The 16,177-nt window shown below is 69.9% G+C and carries 10 protein-coding genes; 9 read left to right on the plus strand and 1 reads right to left on the minus strand.

Going from position 1 to position 16,177, the window contains the following annotated elements; translation table 11 throughout:
* The 8 genes from Asi02nite_RS35190 to rfbB form a co-directional block, all read left to right on the plus strand.
* On the plus strand, positions 1-413 hold a 413-nt coding region (locus tag Asi02nite_RS35190), incomplete at its 5' end, for a substrate-binding domain-containing protein (protein ID WP_203718361.1).
* Between the two features lie 87 nt (positions 414-500).
* Positions 501-1,811: an ABC transporter substrate-binding protein gene (locus Asi02nite_RS35195; protein ID WP_203718362.1), complete on the plus strand. Its 1,311-nt coding sequence runs from the start codon at positions 501-503 to the stop codon at positions 1,809-1,811.
* Between the two features lie 53 nt (positions 1,812-1,864).
* Positions 1,865-2,809 (plus strand): carbohydrate ABC transporter permease, encoded by a 945-nt coding sequence (locus tag Asi02nite_RS35200; RefSeq protein WP_203718363.1) that lies wholly within the window; start codon positions 1,865-1,867, stop codon positions 2,807-2,809.
* 1 nt (position 2,810) lies between these two features.
* A complete protein-coding gene (locus tag Asi02nite_RS35205) occupies positions 2,811-3,707 on the plus strand; it encodes a carbohydrate ABC transporter permease (RefSeq protein WP_203718364.1) in 897 nt (298 codons plus the stop codon).
* The gene (gene yicI, locus Asi02nite_RS35210; RefSeq protein ID WP_203718365.1) at positions 3,704-5,926 is read left to right on the plus strand and encodes an alpha-xylosidase; all 2,223 of its coding nucleotides are present in this window, start codon (positions 3,704-3,706) and stop codon (positions 5,924-5,926) included. Before Asi02nite_RS35205 ends, yicI begins: the two co-directional genes overlap by 4 nt.
* On the plus strand, positions 5,923-7,317 hold the full coding sequence (locus Asi02nite_RS35215; protein ID WP_203718366.1) for a GH1 family beta-glucosidase: 1,395 nt from the start codon (positions 5,923-5,925) through the stop codon (positions 7,315-7,317). The genes yicI and Asi02nite_RS35215 overlap by 4 nt, the downstream gene beginning before the upstream one ends.
* A gap of 16 nt (positions 7,318-7,333) precedes the next feature.
* Positions 7,334-8,053, plus strand: coding sequence for a GntR family transcriptional regulator (locus Asi02nite_RS35220; RefSeq protein WP_203718367.1), 720 nt, complete (start codon positions 7,334-7,336; stop codon positions 8,051-8,053).
* A gap of 12 nt (positions 8,054-8,065) precedes the next feature.
* Complete coding sequence (rfbB, locus tag Asi02nite_RS35225) at positions 8,066-9,031, plus strand: dTDP-glucose 4,6-dehydratase (protein WP_203718368.1); 966 nt, start codon at positions 8,066-8,068, stop codon at positions 9,029-9,031.
* A gap of 3 nt (positions 9,032-9,034) precedes the next feature.
* Here the strand turns inward: rfbB and Asi02nite_RS35230 are convergent, their stop codons facing one another.
* Positions 9,035-10,063, minus strand: a complete 1,029-nt coding sequence (locus Asi02nite_RS35230) for a tetratricopeptide repeat protein (RefSeq protein WP_203718369.1) — start codon at positions 10,061-10,063, stop codon at positions 9,035-9,037.
* A 106-nt stretch (positions 10,064-10,169) separates the two neighbouring features.
* Between Asi02nite_RS35230 and proA the strand changes: the two genes are divergently transcribed.
* A complete protein-coding gene (gene proA / locus Asi02nite_RS35235; protein ID WP_505606592.1) occupies positions 10,170-16,157 on the plus strand; it encodes an anti-phage protein ProA in 5,988 nt (1,995 codons plus the stop codon).
* Positions 16,158-16,177 lie beyond the last annotated feature (20 nt).

Consider the following 16,177-nt stretch of genomic DNA (forward strand, 5'->3'; position numbering starts at 1 on the left):
TGATGATCACGGCGGACGACAGCGCCGCCGGCGGCCGGGCCGCCCTGGGTGCCGCGTTCGAGCTGGCGCCCGACCTGACGGCCGTGCTGGCGATGAACGAGAACGCCATCTTCGGCATCCTCGGCGAGCTGGCGGTGCGGCGCCGGGCCGTACCCGATGACGTCTCCGTGGTGTCCATGGTGACCTCACCGCAGGTGGCCGAGCTGGCCCACCCGGCCCTGACCGCGATGACCTCACCCGGTGCGGCGCTCGGCCGGATCGCGGTGGAGGCGCTGCTGAAACAGCTCGACGGCGTCGGCGGCGAAAGCCACCAGCAACTGCTGCCGTGCCTGCTCGAGATCCGTGGCTCGACCTGCCCGGCGAAACCGCGCAGCGAGAGCAGACTGACCGGCTCGGGACCGCCGGGCGGCTGACACAACGAAAGAGGGTGCCCGCCGCCGCGCTGCAACGCGACGACGGGCGAGGTAAGTACCGGCTAGATACTCTCCAGGAGGATAGCAATGGGGCGATTCCGCAAGCTGGGCGTCGCGATCGTGCTGGCGGCGGTCGCCGGCACGACCGTTGCCGCGTGCGGCAGCGACGGGGGCGGTGGCAACGAGGGCTCGGACGCGAAGGTTCTGAAGCTCTGGCACTACGAGAGCGCGAACAGCGCGATGGGCATCGCCTGGGACAAGGCGATCGAGACCTTCAAGACCGAGCACCCGGGCGTCGAGGTCACGTTCGAGCGCAAGGCGTTCGAGCAGATCCAGCAGAACGCTGGCATGATCATCAACTCGTCCGAGGGCCCGGACATCATGGAGTACAACAAGGGCAACGCCACCGCGGGCCTGCTGTCCTCCCAGGGCCTGCTGACCGACCTGTCCGAAGAGGCCAGCAAGCGCGGCTGGGACAAGGAGCTCAGCCCCAGCCTGCAGACCACCGCCCGCTACAGCGACAAGGGCGTGATGGGCGAGGGCAACTGGTACGGCGTGCCCAACTACGGCGAGTACGTCATGGTCTATTACAACAAGGACCTGTTCGACAAGAACGGCGTCGCCGTGCCGACCACCTACGACGAGTTCACCAAGGCGATGGACGCGTTCGTCGCCAAGGGCATCACGCCGCTGGCCGAGGCCGGCGCCGAGTACCCGGCCGGCCAGCTGTTCTACCAGCTCGCGCTCTCGAAGGCCGACCGCTCGTTCGTCGACAACTACCAGCTCTACAAGAACCCGGTCGACTTCAAGGCCGACCCGCTGAAGTACGGCGCGGAGACCTTCGCCGACTGGGTGCGCAAGGGTTACGTCTCCAAGGACTCGGCGAGCCTCAAGGCCGAGGACATGGGCACCGCGTTCATCTCGGGCAAGGCGCCGATGATCGTCTCCGGTAGCTGGTGGTACGGCCGCTTCAAGGACGAGATGAAGGCCAACTGGGACTCGTTCCTGTTCCCCGGCAACAAGTTCCAGGCCGGCTCGTCCGGCAACCTGTGGGTGGTGCCGACCAACAGCAAGGCCAAGAGCCTCGCGTACGACTTCATCGACATCACGCTGCGGCCGGAGATCCAGGCCCTGATCGGCAACAACGGCGGCGTTCCCGTCGCGGCCGACGCCTCGCAGATCACCGACCCGAAGAACAAGAAGCTGATCGAGAACTTCAACACGGTCAGCCAGCAGGACGGTCTCGCGTTCTACCCGGACTGGCCGGTGCCCGGCTACTACGACGTGCTGGTGTCCGGCTTCCAGAGCCTGATCAACGGCTCGAAGACGCCCGACCAGGTGCTCGACCAGATCGCCAAGCCGTACGACGACGGCGTCAAGGAGATCACCGGTAAGTAGACGGACCGGGGTGGGCGCGCGTCGCGCGCCCACCCCGCCGGGAAGGATCTCCCATGGCTGTCACCGAGACCCCCGCGCCGCGGCGCGCCGAAAAGCGCAAGCGTGGCGGCGGCCGCGCCGGATACTGGCTCTACCTGATCCCGGGCGCGGTGCTCTTCATCCTCGTCATCGGGTTGCCGCTGGCCGGCACGCTCTACCTGTCGCTGACCAAGTGGTCGGGCGTCGGGGACCCGACGTTCATCGGCTTCGACAACTACACGCGGCTCTTCCAGGACGAGGTGTTCTGGACGTCGTTCAAGAACACTGTCGCGATGATCGTGGCGATGGTGGTCGCGCCGACGCTGTTCGGGCTGTTGCTCGCGGCCACGCTGTTCGACGTGATCGGGCGGAAGTTCAAGCCGCGGACCGCGTCGGCCCTGCGGGCGATCTTCTACCTGCCGCAGGTGCTCCCGGTCGTGGTGGCCGGCATCGTCTGGGGCTGGATCCTGCGCCCCGACGGCGCGTTCAACAGCCTGCTCGACTCGATCGGTCTCGGCGCCCTGCGGCACGACTGGCTCGGTGACCCCAACACCGCGCTGCCCAGCGTCATGGCCGTGATGATCTGGGTGCAGATCGGCTACCCGGTCGTCGTCTTCATGGCGGCGCTGCAGCGGGTCGATCCCGAGTTGTACGAGGCGGCCGAGGTCGACGGCGCCAACTGGTGGCACCGGTTCCGGTCGATCACCCTGGCCCAGATCCGGCCGGAGACCTTCGTGGTCGCCCTGACCTGCACGATCGCCGCGCTGAAAGTGTTCGGCCCGGTGTTCGCGCTGACCCGCGGCGGTCCGGAGAACGCGACCAACGTGCCGTCGTACTTCGCCTACTTCACGTTCTTCAAGAAGCTCCAGGTCGGGTACGGCTCCGCCATCTCCACCGTGCTCACCCTGATCATCATCATCGTGGCCGCGGTGTTCATCTACCTGCAGTACCGCAGCGAGCGCCAGGACCGGGAGGTCTGACATGGCCGTCACCCTCGAGCGGCCGGCACCGGCCCCGCTCCGCGAGACGAAGCCCCGTAAGACCCGCGACCGGCACCACCGCGGCGTGAGCCGTTGGGTCGTGCTCGCCGTGGTCACCGTGGCCGCGCTGGTCATGCTGGTGCCGTTCGTCTTCATGCTGCTCAACGCGTTCAAGTCGCCCGGCGACTACTCGTCGGCCGGCCCGTTGAGCTGGCCGACGGAGTTCTACACCAAGGGCCTCACGACCTACTGGAACCAGGTCAACTTCCCGCTGAAGTTCTGGAACTCGCTGCTCATCGCCGGTTCGGTCGCGGTGCTGGGCGTGGTCGTCTCGGTGCTCAACGCGTACGCGCTGGGGATCGGCCGGGTCAAGGGGCGGCTCTGGATCGTCGGGCTCTTCCTGCTCGCCAACATGCTGCCGCAGGAAGCGCTGATCTACCCGCTGTACTACATCTCGAAGCAGATCGGCCTCTACAACACCCAGCTCTCGGTGATCATCATCTTCACCGTCATCCAGAGCGCGTTCGGCACCTACCTGCTCGCGTCGGTGCTCGGCACCTTCCCGAAGTCGGTGCTCGAGGCGGCGTCACTGGACGGCGCGGGCAAGTGGACCGTGCTGTGGCGGGTCGTCTTCCCGAACCTGCGGCCGACCCTCGCGGTCCTGCTGATCTTCTTCTTCATCTGGACGTGGAACGAGTTCCTCATCCCCCTGGTCATGCTCATCGACAACAGCACGCAGACCATCCCGGTCGCGCTCGCCTCGTTGCAGGGCGACCGGCTGATGGACGCCCCGACGACCAACGCGGGCGCGCTGATCAGCCTGGTGCCGGCCATCCTCTTCTTCATCGTTTTCCAGCGCACCCTCTCGCGCGGCATCACGGCAGGAGCCGAGAAGTGAAGTTCACCGACGGGTACTGGCAACTGCGGCCCGGGGTCAGCGTGCTGCGCCCCGGGACCGTGGAGTCGGTCGAACTGGACGAGCGCGGTTTCACCGTCTTCGCGCCCACCGGCACGGTCGTCACCCGGGGTGACACGCTCAACCGGCCGGTCGTCACGGTCAGGTTCTTCTCGCCGGCGGACGGCGTCATCGGCGTCACCGTCGCGCACCACCTCGGCGGGCTGCCTCGGACGCCGGCATTCGCGGTCGCGGCGGGCGACGACCACGTGGTCGACATCGATGTCACGGGCCTGTCGGCCACGCTGACCGCCGGTGAGCTGACCGCCCGGGTCGCGCTCGTCGACGGGTGGCGGGTCGACTTCCTGCACGGCGACCGGCTGCTCACCTCGTCGACGGAGCGCAGCATCGGCCTGGCGACCGACGCTTCCGGGCGGTCCTATGTGCACGATCGGCTGGCGCTCGGCGTCGGCGAGACCGTCTACGGGCTGGGGGAGCGGTTCGGCGCGTTCGTCAAGAACGGCCAGACCGTGGACATCTGGAACGCCGACGGGGGCACGGCCAGCGAGCAGGCGTACAAGAACGTCCCGTTCTATCTGAGCAGCGCGGGCTACGGCGTCTTCGTCGACCACCCCGAGCATGTCTCGTTCGAGATCGGCTCCGAGGTCGTGTCGCAGGCCCAGTTCAGTGTCGAGGGCCAGACGCTGACCTACTACCTGATCGACGGGCCGACCCCGAAGGACGTGCTGCGCCGGTACACCGCGCTGACCGGGCGCCCGGCGCGCGTACCCGCGTGGTCCTATGGTCTCTGGCTTTCGACGTCCTTCACCACGTCGTACGACGAGAAGACGGTCAACGAGTTCATCGACGGGATGGCCGAGCGCGACCTGCCGCTGTCGGTGTTCCACTTCGACTGCTTCTGGATGCGGCAGTTCCACTGGTGCGACTTCGTCTGGGACCCGGCGACGTTCCCCGATCCCGAGGGGATGCTGCGCCGGCTGCACGAGCGCGGCCTCAAGGTGTGCGTGTGGATCAACCCGTACATCGCGCAGCGGTCGTACCTGTTCGAGGAGGGCCGCCGGCTCGGCTATCTGGTCAAGCGGGCGGACGGCTCGGTCTGGCAGTGGGACAAGTGGCAGGCCGGCATGGCGCTGGTCGACTTCACCAACCCGGACGCCGTCGCCTGGTACCAGAGCAAGCTCGCGGTGCTGCTCGACATGGGCGTCGACGCGTTCAAGACCGACTTCGGCGAGCGGATCCCGACCGACGTCGTCTGGCACGACGGGTCCGACCCGCAGCGGATGCACAACTACTACGCGCAGGCGTACAACAAGGCGGTCTTCGAACTGCTCGAAGCTTCGCGCGGGATCGGTGAGGCCGTGGTGTTCGCGCGGTCCGCCACCGCCGGTGGGCAGCAGTTCCCGGTGCACTGGGGCGGCGACTGCGAGTCGACGTTCGCCGCGATGGCCGAGTCGCTGCGCGGCGGGCTCTCGCTGGCGGCGTCCGGCTTCGGCTACTGGAGCCACGACATCGGCGGCTTCGAGGGCACCCCGGACCCGGCGGTGTTCAAGCGCTGGGTCGCGTTCGGGCTGCTCTCGTCGCACTCGCGGTTGCACGGCTCCGGCTCGTACCGGGTGCCGTGGGCGTTCGACAGCGAGGCCGTCGACGTGCTGCGGCACTTCACGCGGCTGAAGCTGTCGCTGATGCCGTACCTGGCCGCGGCGGCCGAGGAGGCGCACCTCTCGGGTGTCCCGATGATGCGGCCGATGGTGCTGGAGTTCCCGGACGACCCGACCACGGCGTACCTGGACCGGCAGTACATGCTCGGGCCGGACGTGCTGGTGGCGCCGGTGATGAGCGCCGACGGCGAGGTGACCTACTACGTGCCCGCCGGGACCTGGACCCATCTCGTGACCGGGGCGCAGGTCGTCGGGCCCCGCTGGGTGACCGAGAAGCACGAGTTCGACAGCGTGCCGGTGCTGGCGCGGCCGGGTGCGGTGATCCCGTTCGGCTCCCGCTCCGACCGGCCCGACTACGAGTGGGCCGACGACGTGCTTTTGCGCGTTTTCGCGCCCGTTTCGGGGCAGCGGACCCTCGTCCGGGTGCCGTCGCCTGGTGGCGGGGCCGGCGCCGAGTTCGAGGTGCGGTTCGATGGCGGTACGGTCGCGGCGGAGCTGGTCGCCGGGTCGTCGGCGGGATATCGGGTTGAGGTGGGACAGTGAGCGATTTTCCGAAGGACTTCGTCTGGGGTTCGGCGACGGCCGCGTACCAGATCGAGGGTGCGGCGAACGAGGACGGTCGCGGACCGTCCATCTGGGACACCTACAGCCACACGCCGGGCCGGACGCGCAACGGTGATACCGGCGACGTGGCCGCGGACCACTACCACCGGTGGGAGGAGGACCTCGACCACATCGCGGCCCTCGGGCTCGACGCGTACCGGTTCTCGATCTCCTGGCCGCGGGTGCAGCCGGGCGGTTCGGGCGCGTTCAACCAGGCGGGGATCGACTTCTACTCCCGGCTCGTCGACGGGTTGCTGGCGCGCGGCGTCAAGCCGGTCGCGACGATGTACCACTGGGACCTGCCGCAGGAGCTCGAGGACCAGGGTGGCTGGGCGTCCCGGGAGACCGCGCTGCGGTTCCGCGACTACGCGGCCGGCATCGTCGCGGCGCTGGGCGACCGGGTGCACACCTGGACGACGTTCAACGAGCCGTGGTGCTCGGCCTACCTGGGCTACGCGTCGGGCGTGCACGCTCCGGGCCGCACCTCGCCCGCGGACGCCCTGGCCGCGGTGCACCACCTGAACCTGGCGCACGGCCTGGCCGGCCGGGTGGTCCGGGAGCTGGCCCCGGCGTCGCAGCTGTCGGTGACGCTGAACCTGCACGTGATCCGCCCGGCGTCGTCCTCGGCGGCAGACTTGGACGCGGTGCGCCGGATCGACGCGCTGGCCAACCGGGCGTTCCTCGGCCCGATGCTGGACGGCGCGTACCCGGCGGACCTGCTGGCCGACACGGCGTCGGTGACCGACTGGTCGTTCGTCCAGGACGGCGACGAGAAGCTGATCGCGGTGCCGCTGGACGTGCTCGGGGTGAACTACTACTCGAGCACGCTGGTGCAGGCGTGGGACGGGGTGTCGCCGCGGTCGTCGGCTGACGGTCATGGTGCGTCCACGGCGTCGCCGTGGGTGGGTGCTTCCGACGTCGACTTCCTGCCGCAGCCAGGGCCGTACACGGCGATGGGTTGGAACATCGATCCGGACGCGTTCGTGGAGCTGCTGCTCCGCCTGCGCGACGAGTACCCGAACCAGCCTCTGATGATCACGGAGAACGGCGCGGCGTTCGAGGACGTGGTGTCGCCGGACGGCACGATCCAGGACGATCGCCGGATCGACTACCTGCGCCGGCACATCGGGGCGGTGGCGGACGCCCGCGCACAGGGCGCGGACGTCCGCGGGTACTTCGTGTGGTCGCTGCTCGACAACTTCGAGTGGGGCTACGGCTACGACCGCCGCTTCGGCATCATCCGGGTGGACTACGACACGCAGGTCCGCACCTGGAAGCAGAGCGCCCACTGGTACAAGCGCCTAGCCGCAACCGGCCAACTGGAGAGCTGACCTCCCACACCACCGGATGCCCGACCTGCCCTACTGGCGGTCGGGCATCTGGGCCTTGGAGAGTGAGGCCGAGCTCGGCCGCCGCTACGAGGTCAGTCGCGTGACCGTGCGCAAGGCGCTGGAGCGGTTGCGGGACGAAGGGCTCGTGGCCGCGCGGCGTGGGGCCGGGTGGTACGTGCGGTCCGGGACCAGCTTCGGGCAGACGCTCGCGCTCGGGAGCTTCCAGCACGCCCGGTCCGCGGTCGCCGACGCCGGGCTCGCGTTGACGCGGACCGTGAGCGGCTACGAGTACCGCGCCCTGCCGCCCGACGTCGCCCACCTGCTGCGGGCCGAGGGCGAGGGACTGCGGGTGCGGGCCGTGCGGCTCGCCGGTGGCAACCCGCTGGACGTCGTCACCGAGTGGGTGCCGCTCGCGTTCGCCAGCCCCGTCAGTCGCGCCGACGCCGAGGCGCCCGGTGTCTGGGAGACCTTGCGGCGGCACGGGCACGACATCGAGGTGGTGCGGCAGAGCATCGCCGCGACCGGGGCAACCGAGTCCGTCGCCCGGCAGCTCGACACCACGCCCGGTGCGCCCGTGCTGCTGGTCCGGCGGCTGGCGGTCGGCGCCGACGGCGTACCGCTGGCTCTGTCCGAGCATCGCTATCTCGGCCATCGGTTCCGGCTCGAGGTCGAGTTCCGCGGCGGTCCGGGCCCCGGCCCCGCCACCGATCCGCCGGGTGTCACCCCCGTCCCCTAAAGGAGGATCTCCGTGCGTTTGCTGGTCACCGGCGCGGCCGGGTTCATCGGCAGCAACTTCGTCCGCTACTGGCGGCGGCGGCATCCCGGCGACACCGTCGTGGCGCTGGACGCTCTGACGTACGCCGGGATCCGGGCCAACGTCCCCGACGACGTGCCGTTCGTGCACGCGGACATCGCCGGCGCGGACGTGGCCGGGTTCGACGTGGTGGTCAACTTCGCCGCCGAATCGCACAACAGCCGGGCCGTCCAGGATCCGGGCGCGTTCTTCGCGACCAACGTGCTCGGCACCCAACGCCTGCTGGAGGCGTGCCGTGACGCCGGCGTGCGCTTCCACCACGTCTCGACCTGCGAGGTGTACGGCGATCTGGCGCTCGACGATCCCGGCGCGTTCACGGAGGAGTCGCCGTACCGGCCGCGGACGCCCTACAACGCGAGCAAGGCGGGCGCCGACCACGCGGTGCGGGCCTACCACGAGACGTTCGGGCTGCCGGTCACGATCACGGTCTGCGCCAACAACTACGGGCCGCGGCAGTTTCCGGAGAAGGTCATCCCGCTGTTCGTGTCGCGGGCGCTGCGCGGTCTGCCGCTGCCCGTCTACCGGTCCAGCGCCAACCGCCGGGAGTGGCTGCACGTCGACGACCACTGCGCCGCGATCGACCTGGTGCTGCGGTCGGGGCGCGTCGGTTCCACGTACCACGTCGGGTCCGGGGTCGAGGTCAGCGTGGCCGATCTGGCCGGGCTGATCCTCGACCACCTGGGCCTGCCCCGCACGATGATCGAGACCGTGCCGGACCGGCCGGGCCACGACCGCCGCTACCTGCTCGACTCGTCGCTGATCCGGTCGGAGCTGGGCTGGTCACCGGGCGTGGGCTTCGAGGCGGGTTTGGCTTCGACCATCACCTGGTACGCCGAGAACCGCGACTGGTGGGAGCCGCTGCTCGCGCGGGCGGCCGTCGACGAGGCGGCGTGGGCCTAGGGTTCAGCCGCGCCGCAGCACGGTGGCCGCCTCGCCGCTGCCGACCTCGGAGAGGATCGACAGGGACGCGTGCCACTGCTCGCGGGCGATGGTGCCGAGACCGTTCGCGCGGGCGATGTCACCGAGCAGCCGGAGGGCGCGGCCCTCGCCGAGGCGGTGACCGGTCGCCCGGTGCGTGATCAAGGCGCGCTGGCCGCATTCGACGGCCCGATCGATGTCCTGGGTACGCAGGTGCACGCCCCCGAGCACGAGGTAGGCGTTGCCGGCCAGCACGCGGTGCCCGGCCCGCTGCGCGTCGGCGAGCGCGGCACCGGCGACCGTCTCGGCGCCGGACAGGTCGCCGGTGTCCCGCAGGGCGGCGGCGAGCGCGACGCTGGCGCGGTGGCGCGCGTACCCGTCGCCGAGCAGCGCCAGCCCGCGCCGGTGCTCGGCGACGGCCCGCTCGGGGCCGCCGAGCCAGTGGTGCACGCTGCCGAGCAACGAGACGACGTCACCGACCGTTGCGGGGTCGGCGGCCTCGCGGGCCTTCACGAGGGCTTCCTCTCCGACGGCCAGGGCTTCGGTCAGCTCACCGCGGTCGCGGTGCACGATCGTCAGCCCACCGAGCATCCGCGCGTCGACGGGCCCGACCTCCATGGCGTCCCGGAACCGCTCGCCGGCGCCACCCTCACCCAACAGATGCTCGACGGCACCGAGGGTGGTCAGCGCCCCGGCCGCGACCGCCTCGTCGGCGGCCAGGGCGGACAGGCTGGAGTGAGCGGCCCGCCGCAGCTCACCGAGGTCGTGGTAGAGCCCACCGAGGGCGACGAGCGCGCTGGCCTCACCGTGCGCCCAGCCGGACCGCGCACACAGGTCGGCACTGGCCTCGAACTCGACGACGGCGGCGGCGAGGTCACCGTCGCGCTGCCGGTCGAGCGCCACACCACTGCGCCGCGCGGCCTGCGCCCGCAGGTCAGCCTCCCCCTCGAACCCCACGCCGACCGACTGTATAGAGCCGCCCCAACCAGCGAAAGCCCGCCAGCGCGTGATCATGAACGAACCTCTGGTCACGCGTCACCGGTAAGGGTGAGGGAAAACGCCTGCCGGTGCGTGAAACTTGGAGGTTCTGTGCCTGCTCCGGGTGGCAGAAAGGATCGCGATGCCACACAGCGTCTTCGAGCGGTACGAGCTGACCGACGGTGACCTCACCGTCGAGCTGCTCGTCCAGCCGGCCATCAACTACGCCCTCGTGCATAACCGGGTCCCGTTGGTGCGCCAGATCCTCCTCCGGAACGAGGCCGGAACGTCGCTCACGGACGTGGATCTGCGGCTCGAGCTGCACGGCCCGGACGGGCCGCTCGCGGAGCCATGGGAACGGTCGGTGACCGTGCCCATTCAGCCCGGCGCCACGATCGCCTGGGAGGATTTCGCCGGGTTCGGCCCAGAGATGGCCCGGCTGCGCGGCACCGACGAGGCCTTCCCCGTCGACTACCGGCTCGTGGTGCACCGGCCGGAGCGGCCGGTGGCTCAGCTTTCGGCTGCCTCGTCGGTGCTGGCACACAACGAGTGGTTCAACTCCCCGGCGCTCTACGACTCGCTCGCGGCGTTCGTGCAGCCGAACACCGAGGCGGTGGCCGCCGTCCTGCGGTCGGCTGCGCAGGTTCTGCTCGACCGAACCGGATCTGGTTCGTTGCAGGGTTACCAGGCCGGCCCGGAGCGAGCCGCGAAGATCGCTGGTGCCGTTTACGAGGCATTGCGCCACGCGGGGATCTACTACCAGGGATTGCCAGCCTCGTTCGAGCAGACGGGCCAGAAGGTACGAACGACCGCCGCTGTGCTCGACGGCCGCTTGGCGAACTGCGTCGATCTATCCGTCACGTACGCCGCCTGCCTCGAGCAAGCCGGGCTTCGGCCGCTGATCTGGCTCACGCGGGGCCACGCCTTCGCCGGCTTCCACCTCGACGAGGACCGCCTCAGCTCGACCGTGGTCACTGAGGCGAACCTGCTGATCTCGATGGTGGAGTCGGGCCGGGCGGTGCCGGTCGAGCTGACCGGCATAGGCCCAGGCGTAGAGTCCGCCGACTTCAGCGCGGCGGTCGAGACAGGACTGACCCATTTCGCCGGCGGTGGGCCGGATGTGTTTGGCGTCGTAGACGTGTACCTCGCCCATCGGTCCGGCATCCGGCCGATGCCGTCGGTTGACGAGCTCGCGGCCATGCCGGTCGTGCCGACGGGCACCGCGGTCGCTGGCCAGGGCTCGATCGACCTGCCGACCGGTGTCGCCCGGCGCCGGCTGCGCGAACGCGAGCTGGCGGGCGACGAAGCGCCGCCGCAGGTGGACGATTCGCCGGCGCGCGTCCAGCAGTGGAAACGTTCACTACTCGACCTGAGCCTGCGTAACCCACTGCTCAACCTCCCGACCCGGGGCAAGGGAATTGACCTGCACGTGCCCGCCGGTGCGCTGGCCGACCTGGACGACTTCGTGCACCGTGGGGAGCGGCTGCATATCGTGCCGCAGGACGACATCAGCCACATCCACGAGCTGGCGGGTGCTCGGCGGGCACAGGACCTCGACGTCGAAGTGCTCACCCGCGAGCTGATCCACGACAAGCGCCTATACGGAGCGGTTGCGGAGCAGCGCTACCAGAAGGCGTTGCGCGGCCTGCAGCGTGATGCCCGGACCATGGAGCAGGAGACCGGCGGCAACTACCTCTACCTCACTCTCGGCACCTTGGTGCACCCCAAGGCCGCTGGTGGCGAGGCGCACGCGCCGTTGTTCCTTCTGCCTGTGCGCATCGAGGGCGGCACCGGGCGGCGGCCGTTTTCCCTGGTCATCGACGGTTCGGAGGTCGCCTCCCCCAACCACTGCCTGGTGGAGTGGTTGCGGGTCAAGCATCGGGTGCGGATCTCCGAGCTCGAGCAACCGATCCGTGACGAGCACGGCATCGACATCGGCAAGACGCTCACCGCCATCCGGGGCCAGCTCGTCGACAACCGGCTCAACTATCGCATCGACGAGACGGCCAGCTTGCGGTTGCTGTCGTTCGCCACTTTCCAGATGTGGCGGGACCTTACCGACCACTGGCAGACCTTCATGGCCAACCCGGTGGTCGGCCATCTCGTCCACACCACCGGTGCGACCTTCGACGATCCGGCCGGCGACGAGACGGACCCACCGGTTGATGAGGGAGAGCTGCACTTGCCGATCCCGGCCGATGGTTCGCAGATGAAGGCGATCCTGCTGGCGGAGCGGGGTCACTCGTTCGTCCTCGAGGGACCGCCCGGCACCGGCAAGTCGCAGACCATCACGAATTTGATCGCCCGGGCTGTCACAGGCGGTCGGTCGGTGCTGTTCGTCGCCGAGAAGCAGGCCGCGTTGGAGGTGGTGAAGCGCCGCCTTGGTCAGATCGGCCTGGGCTCGTTCGCCCTGGACCTGCACGGCCGCAAGCAGTCACTGAACGCGATTCGGCAGCAGCTCCGGGACGCGCTCGACCAGAGCGATCCTGGCGACGATACGACGTGGACCGCGGTGGAGACCGGCTATCGAGCCCGGTTGGCGCCGCTCACGGGCTATCCGGACCGCATCCACAGCGCGAACGGCGCCGGGTTGACGGCGTGGTCGGCGTACGAGGCTCAACTCGTGTACGGCGACGGCGTAACCGCCGATGTGCCCGTGCCGTTCCTCGTCGTGCCGCAGGCCCTTCGCGAGCGGGTCGAGCTCGCCCTGCGCACCTTTCCGGCGGTCGGCCGGTCGGCCCGGCTTCGTTGGGACCACCCGTGGTCGCTGAGCGGCCGGCGAGATCTCGCCGGCCTGCATCCCGAGGCACTCAGGCAGCTCGCCCGCGATCTCGAAGACGCACGTGTGGCCCTGGGCGATCGCCCCGCACTCGCCGCGGTCATACGCGGTCTGCCCAACCCGGAGGATGTCTCACGGTTCCTGCCGGCGGTCCGGATGGCCGTGCAGCGTGCCCTGCCGGACCGCGGCACCACCGTCCGGGCCACCGACCCGGGTTGGGACGACGCGGTTGTCGCCTTCGTGGCGAGCCTCGCCCAGTTCCGCCGGGAGTACGGGCCAGAACTTACGACCTTCCGCCCGGACGTCTTTCACCAAGCCGACCTGGAAACCTGGCGCGGTGAGGCGCACCAGGCGGCGAAGAAGCTGTTCGGCAAGCGCAAGGCGCTGGAGAAGGTGCTCGAGAAGCTGGCGCACTGCGTCGAGCGGGGCGCGGCGGTGCAGACGGACGCCCTGCCGCAGATGTTGGACCGCCTCGTTGCCGCCCGGGATCAGGCCGGCGGGCTGCACCGGCGGCTCGCCGAGATAGGCGGGCTCAAGCTGCCCGCCGGTTGGCTGCCCACGGCGCCAGACGCCGAGCAGCGGCTGCACGCCGCGTGCGAGGCGACTGAAGTCAGCCGGGTCCTCCTGCGCGATTGCCCACCGATGTGGGCGATCATCGAGAGCGGTGTCGGACCCGCGGAGGTCGACCTGCTGGAGCGGCTGCGGTCGGGCTGGCAAGCGTGGCGCGGGGTGCTGCACAGCGGGCCGGTCGAGCTGGCTTTCTGGGCCGGTGCCGCGGGCTGGTACGACGCCTGGCAGCGCGAAGGCGCGGGTTGGCTGACCGCTTTGCAGGCGGACGGGTTGCTCGCGGTGCAGCGGTGGGGCGCGGCCCTCGCGCATGCGGACGTGCTGGCTGAAGCGGGGCTCGTCGAATTCCGGGAACAGCTGTTGCGCGGCGTCATCGATCCCGACCTGGCCGAGGAGGCGTACCGGCGCGGCGCCGCCACCACGGCGCTCGCTGAGCGCCTCCGTGCCGGCGATGTGGAGTACTTCGACGCACAACTGCATGACAACCACATCGGCCAGTACGAAACGGCCGCAGGTCGGCTCCGCGCCGCCCTGCCCGAGCGCCTCCCGTCGGTGCTCGTGCGACGGCGGCCGTTTCGCCCCAACGAACGGCGCGGCCGGGTCGCCGATTTTACCGCCGAGTTGCGGCGCAAGCGGGGCGGCCGTTCGTTCCGCGAACTGTTCGAGTCCTATCCGGACATCGTCCTGGCCCTGACGCCTTGCGTATTGGTGAGTCCGGCCTCGGCCGGGCACTTCCTCGCCCCGAACGCGGCCCGCTTCGACCTGGTGGTCTTCGACGAGGCGTCGCAGATCCGGGTCGCGGAGGCGATCGGCGCGATGGGCCGGGGTCAGTCGGTGGTCGTCGTCGGCGACTCGAAGCAGATGCCGCCGACCACCACGATGCAGGCGTCGCACGGCGATGAGGACACACCTGTCGAGGGCGACCCGGTGCCCGAAGACCTTGACAGCATTCTCAGCGAGGCGGTGGAGTCCGGCCTGCCCCAGCGGTGGCTGTCATGGCACTACCGCAGCCAGGACGAATCACTGATCGCCTTCTCCAACCACTTCTATTACGAAAACAAGCTCTCCAGCCTGCCGTCGCCGGGTGCCGAGGCCGACACGGGTTTGCGCTGGCGGCGGGTGGACGGCCAGTTCGACCGCGGGAAGTCCCGGACGAACGCGGTCGAAGCGCGGGAGGTCGTCGCGGAGATTTCCCGCCGGCTCCGGAATCCGGCCACGAGGGACCACTCGATCGGCGTCGTGACCTTCAACGTCCAGCAACGTGACCTCATCCTCGACCTGCTCGAGGATGGCACCGACCCGCTCATCAAACAGCGGATGGCCGACGACCAGACCGAGCCGATCTTCGTCAAGAACCTCGAGAACGTGCAGGGCGACGAGCGCGACGCGATCCTGTTCTCGCTGGCGTTCTCGCCGAGCCCCGAAACCGGTCAGCTACCGCTCAACTTCGGCCCGCTCAGCCAGACCGGCGGCGAGCGGCGACTGAATGTCGCCATCACGCGTGCGCGGCGGCAGGTGGTGCTGTTCGCTTCCTTCGACCCGAGCCATATCGACCTGGCGCGGACCACGGCGGCGGGGACCCGGCACCTGCGGGCTTACTGCGAGATGGCGGCCGCGGGCGTCGAGAGGCTCGGCGACCTGTCGTCGACCAGGCACCAGCGTCGGGACCGGATTCGTGACGAGGTGGCGGCGGCGATCCGTGCGCGCGGCCACGAGGTTGTCACCGGGCATGGCCTGTCCGACTTCACGGTCGACATCGCGGTACGGGTGCCGGGCGCTCCGCGCTGGCAGGTCGCGGTCATTCTCGACGGGCCGCAGTGGAGCGCCCGGCCGACGGTCGCCGACCGGGACAGCGCGCCCGTGCTCCTGCGCGACATCATGGGCTGGCCCGAGGTGGTCCGCTTCTGGCTGCCCGCCTGGATCCGCGAACGGTCGGCGCTGCTGAAGCGGGTCGACGAGGCTGTTTCGCGGGCAGCCTCGGCCGCCCTCGCTTCGGCGGTTCCGGCCGAGCCCGCGGTCCGGGCCTCGGGCCAGGTCGAGCCCGCGGTCACGGCTGAACCGCCGGCCGATCAAGGGGTCGCCACGACAGATCCCGTTGCGCCAATGGCGGTCGCGGCGCCGATGGCCGACGAGGCCGTCGTCCGCGAGCAACTGGTGCGCTCGATGTCGTCTGTGGTGGCGTCCGGCGGGCCCGTCCCGCGCCCGACGTCCGAGCCTGTGGCCGGCCCGACGCCGTTCGTCCCCTACGTCATCAAACAGGTCGGCCAAATGGCGGATCTGGACATGATCGCAGGCAACGGCCGCATCCAGGCCGCCGTGCGCGCGGTGCTGCGTGAGGTGATCGCGACCGAGGGCCCCGTGGAACAACACCGGCTGGCCCGGATGACCCTCAAGTCGTTCGGTTTCACCAACACCCACCCAGAGCGCCGCGCCGCCGTGCTGGCCCTGGTCGATCGAGGGTCTTTGCGCAGGCACCGGCTGGGTACGTTCGCCTGGCCATCCACACTGGATGCGCAGACCTGGCGCGGGTTCCGGCAGAATCGGAACAGCTCGGACCGCGACTTCGATGAGATCGCGCTGGAAGAGATCGCCAACGCCGCCCGCTACGCGCTCGTCTCGGTGCCTCGCCGGGCCGAGGAGGAACTGCTGCGCGCGACGCTCGATGTCCTCGGCTACCGCCGGAAGACAGAAAAGATCGACACCCGCTTGCGGCACGGCCTTGAACTCGGCAGGAAGACCACCGCCTTCGTTCGCGACCCGGACGGTCGCTACCGACTGGGATGACCGCGGCCGAGCCACCGTCC

Origin of the sequence: Asanoa siamensis (assembly GCF_016862555.1) — a bacterium.
Classification (GTDB): Bacteria; Actinomycetota; Actinomycetes; order Mycobacteriales; family Micromonosporaceae; genus Asanoa; species Asanoa siamensis.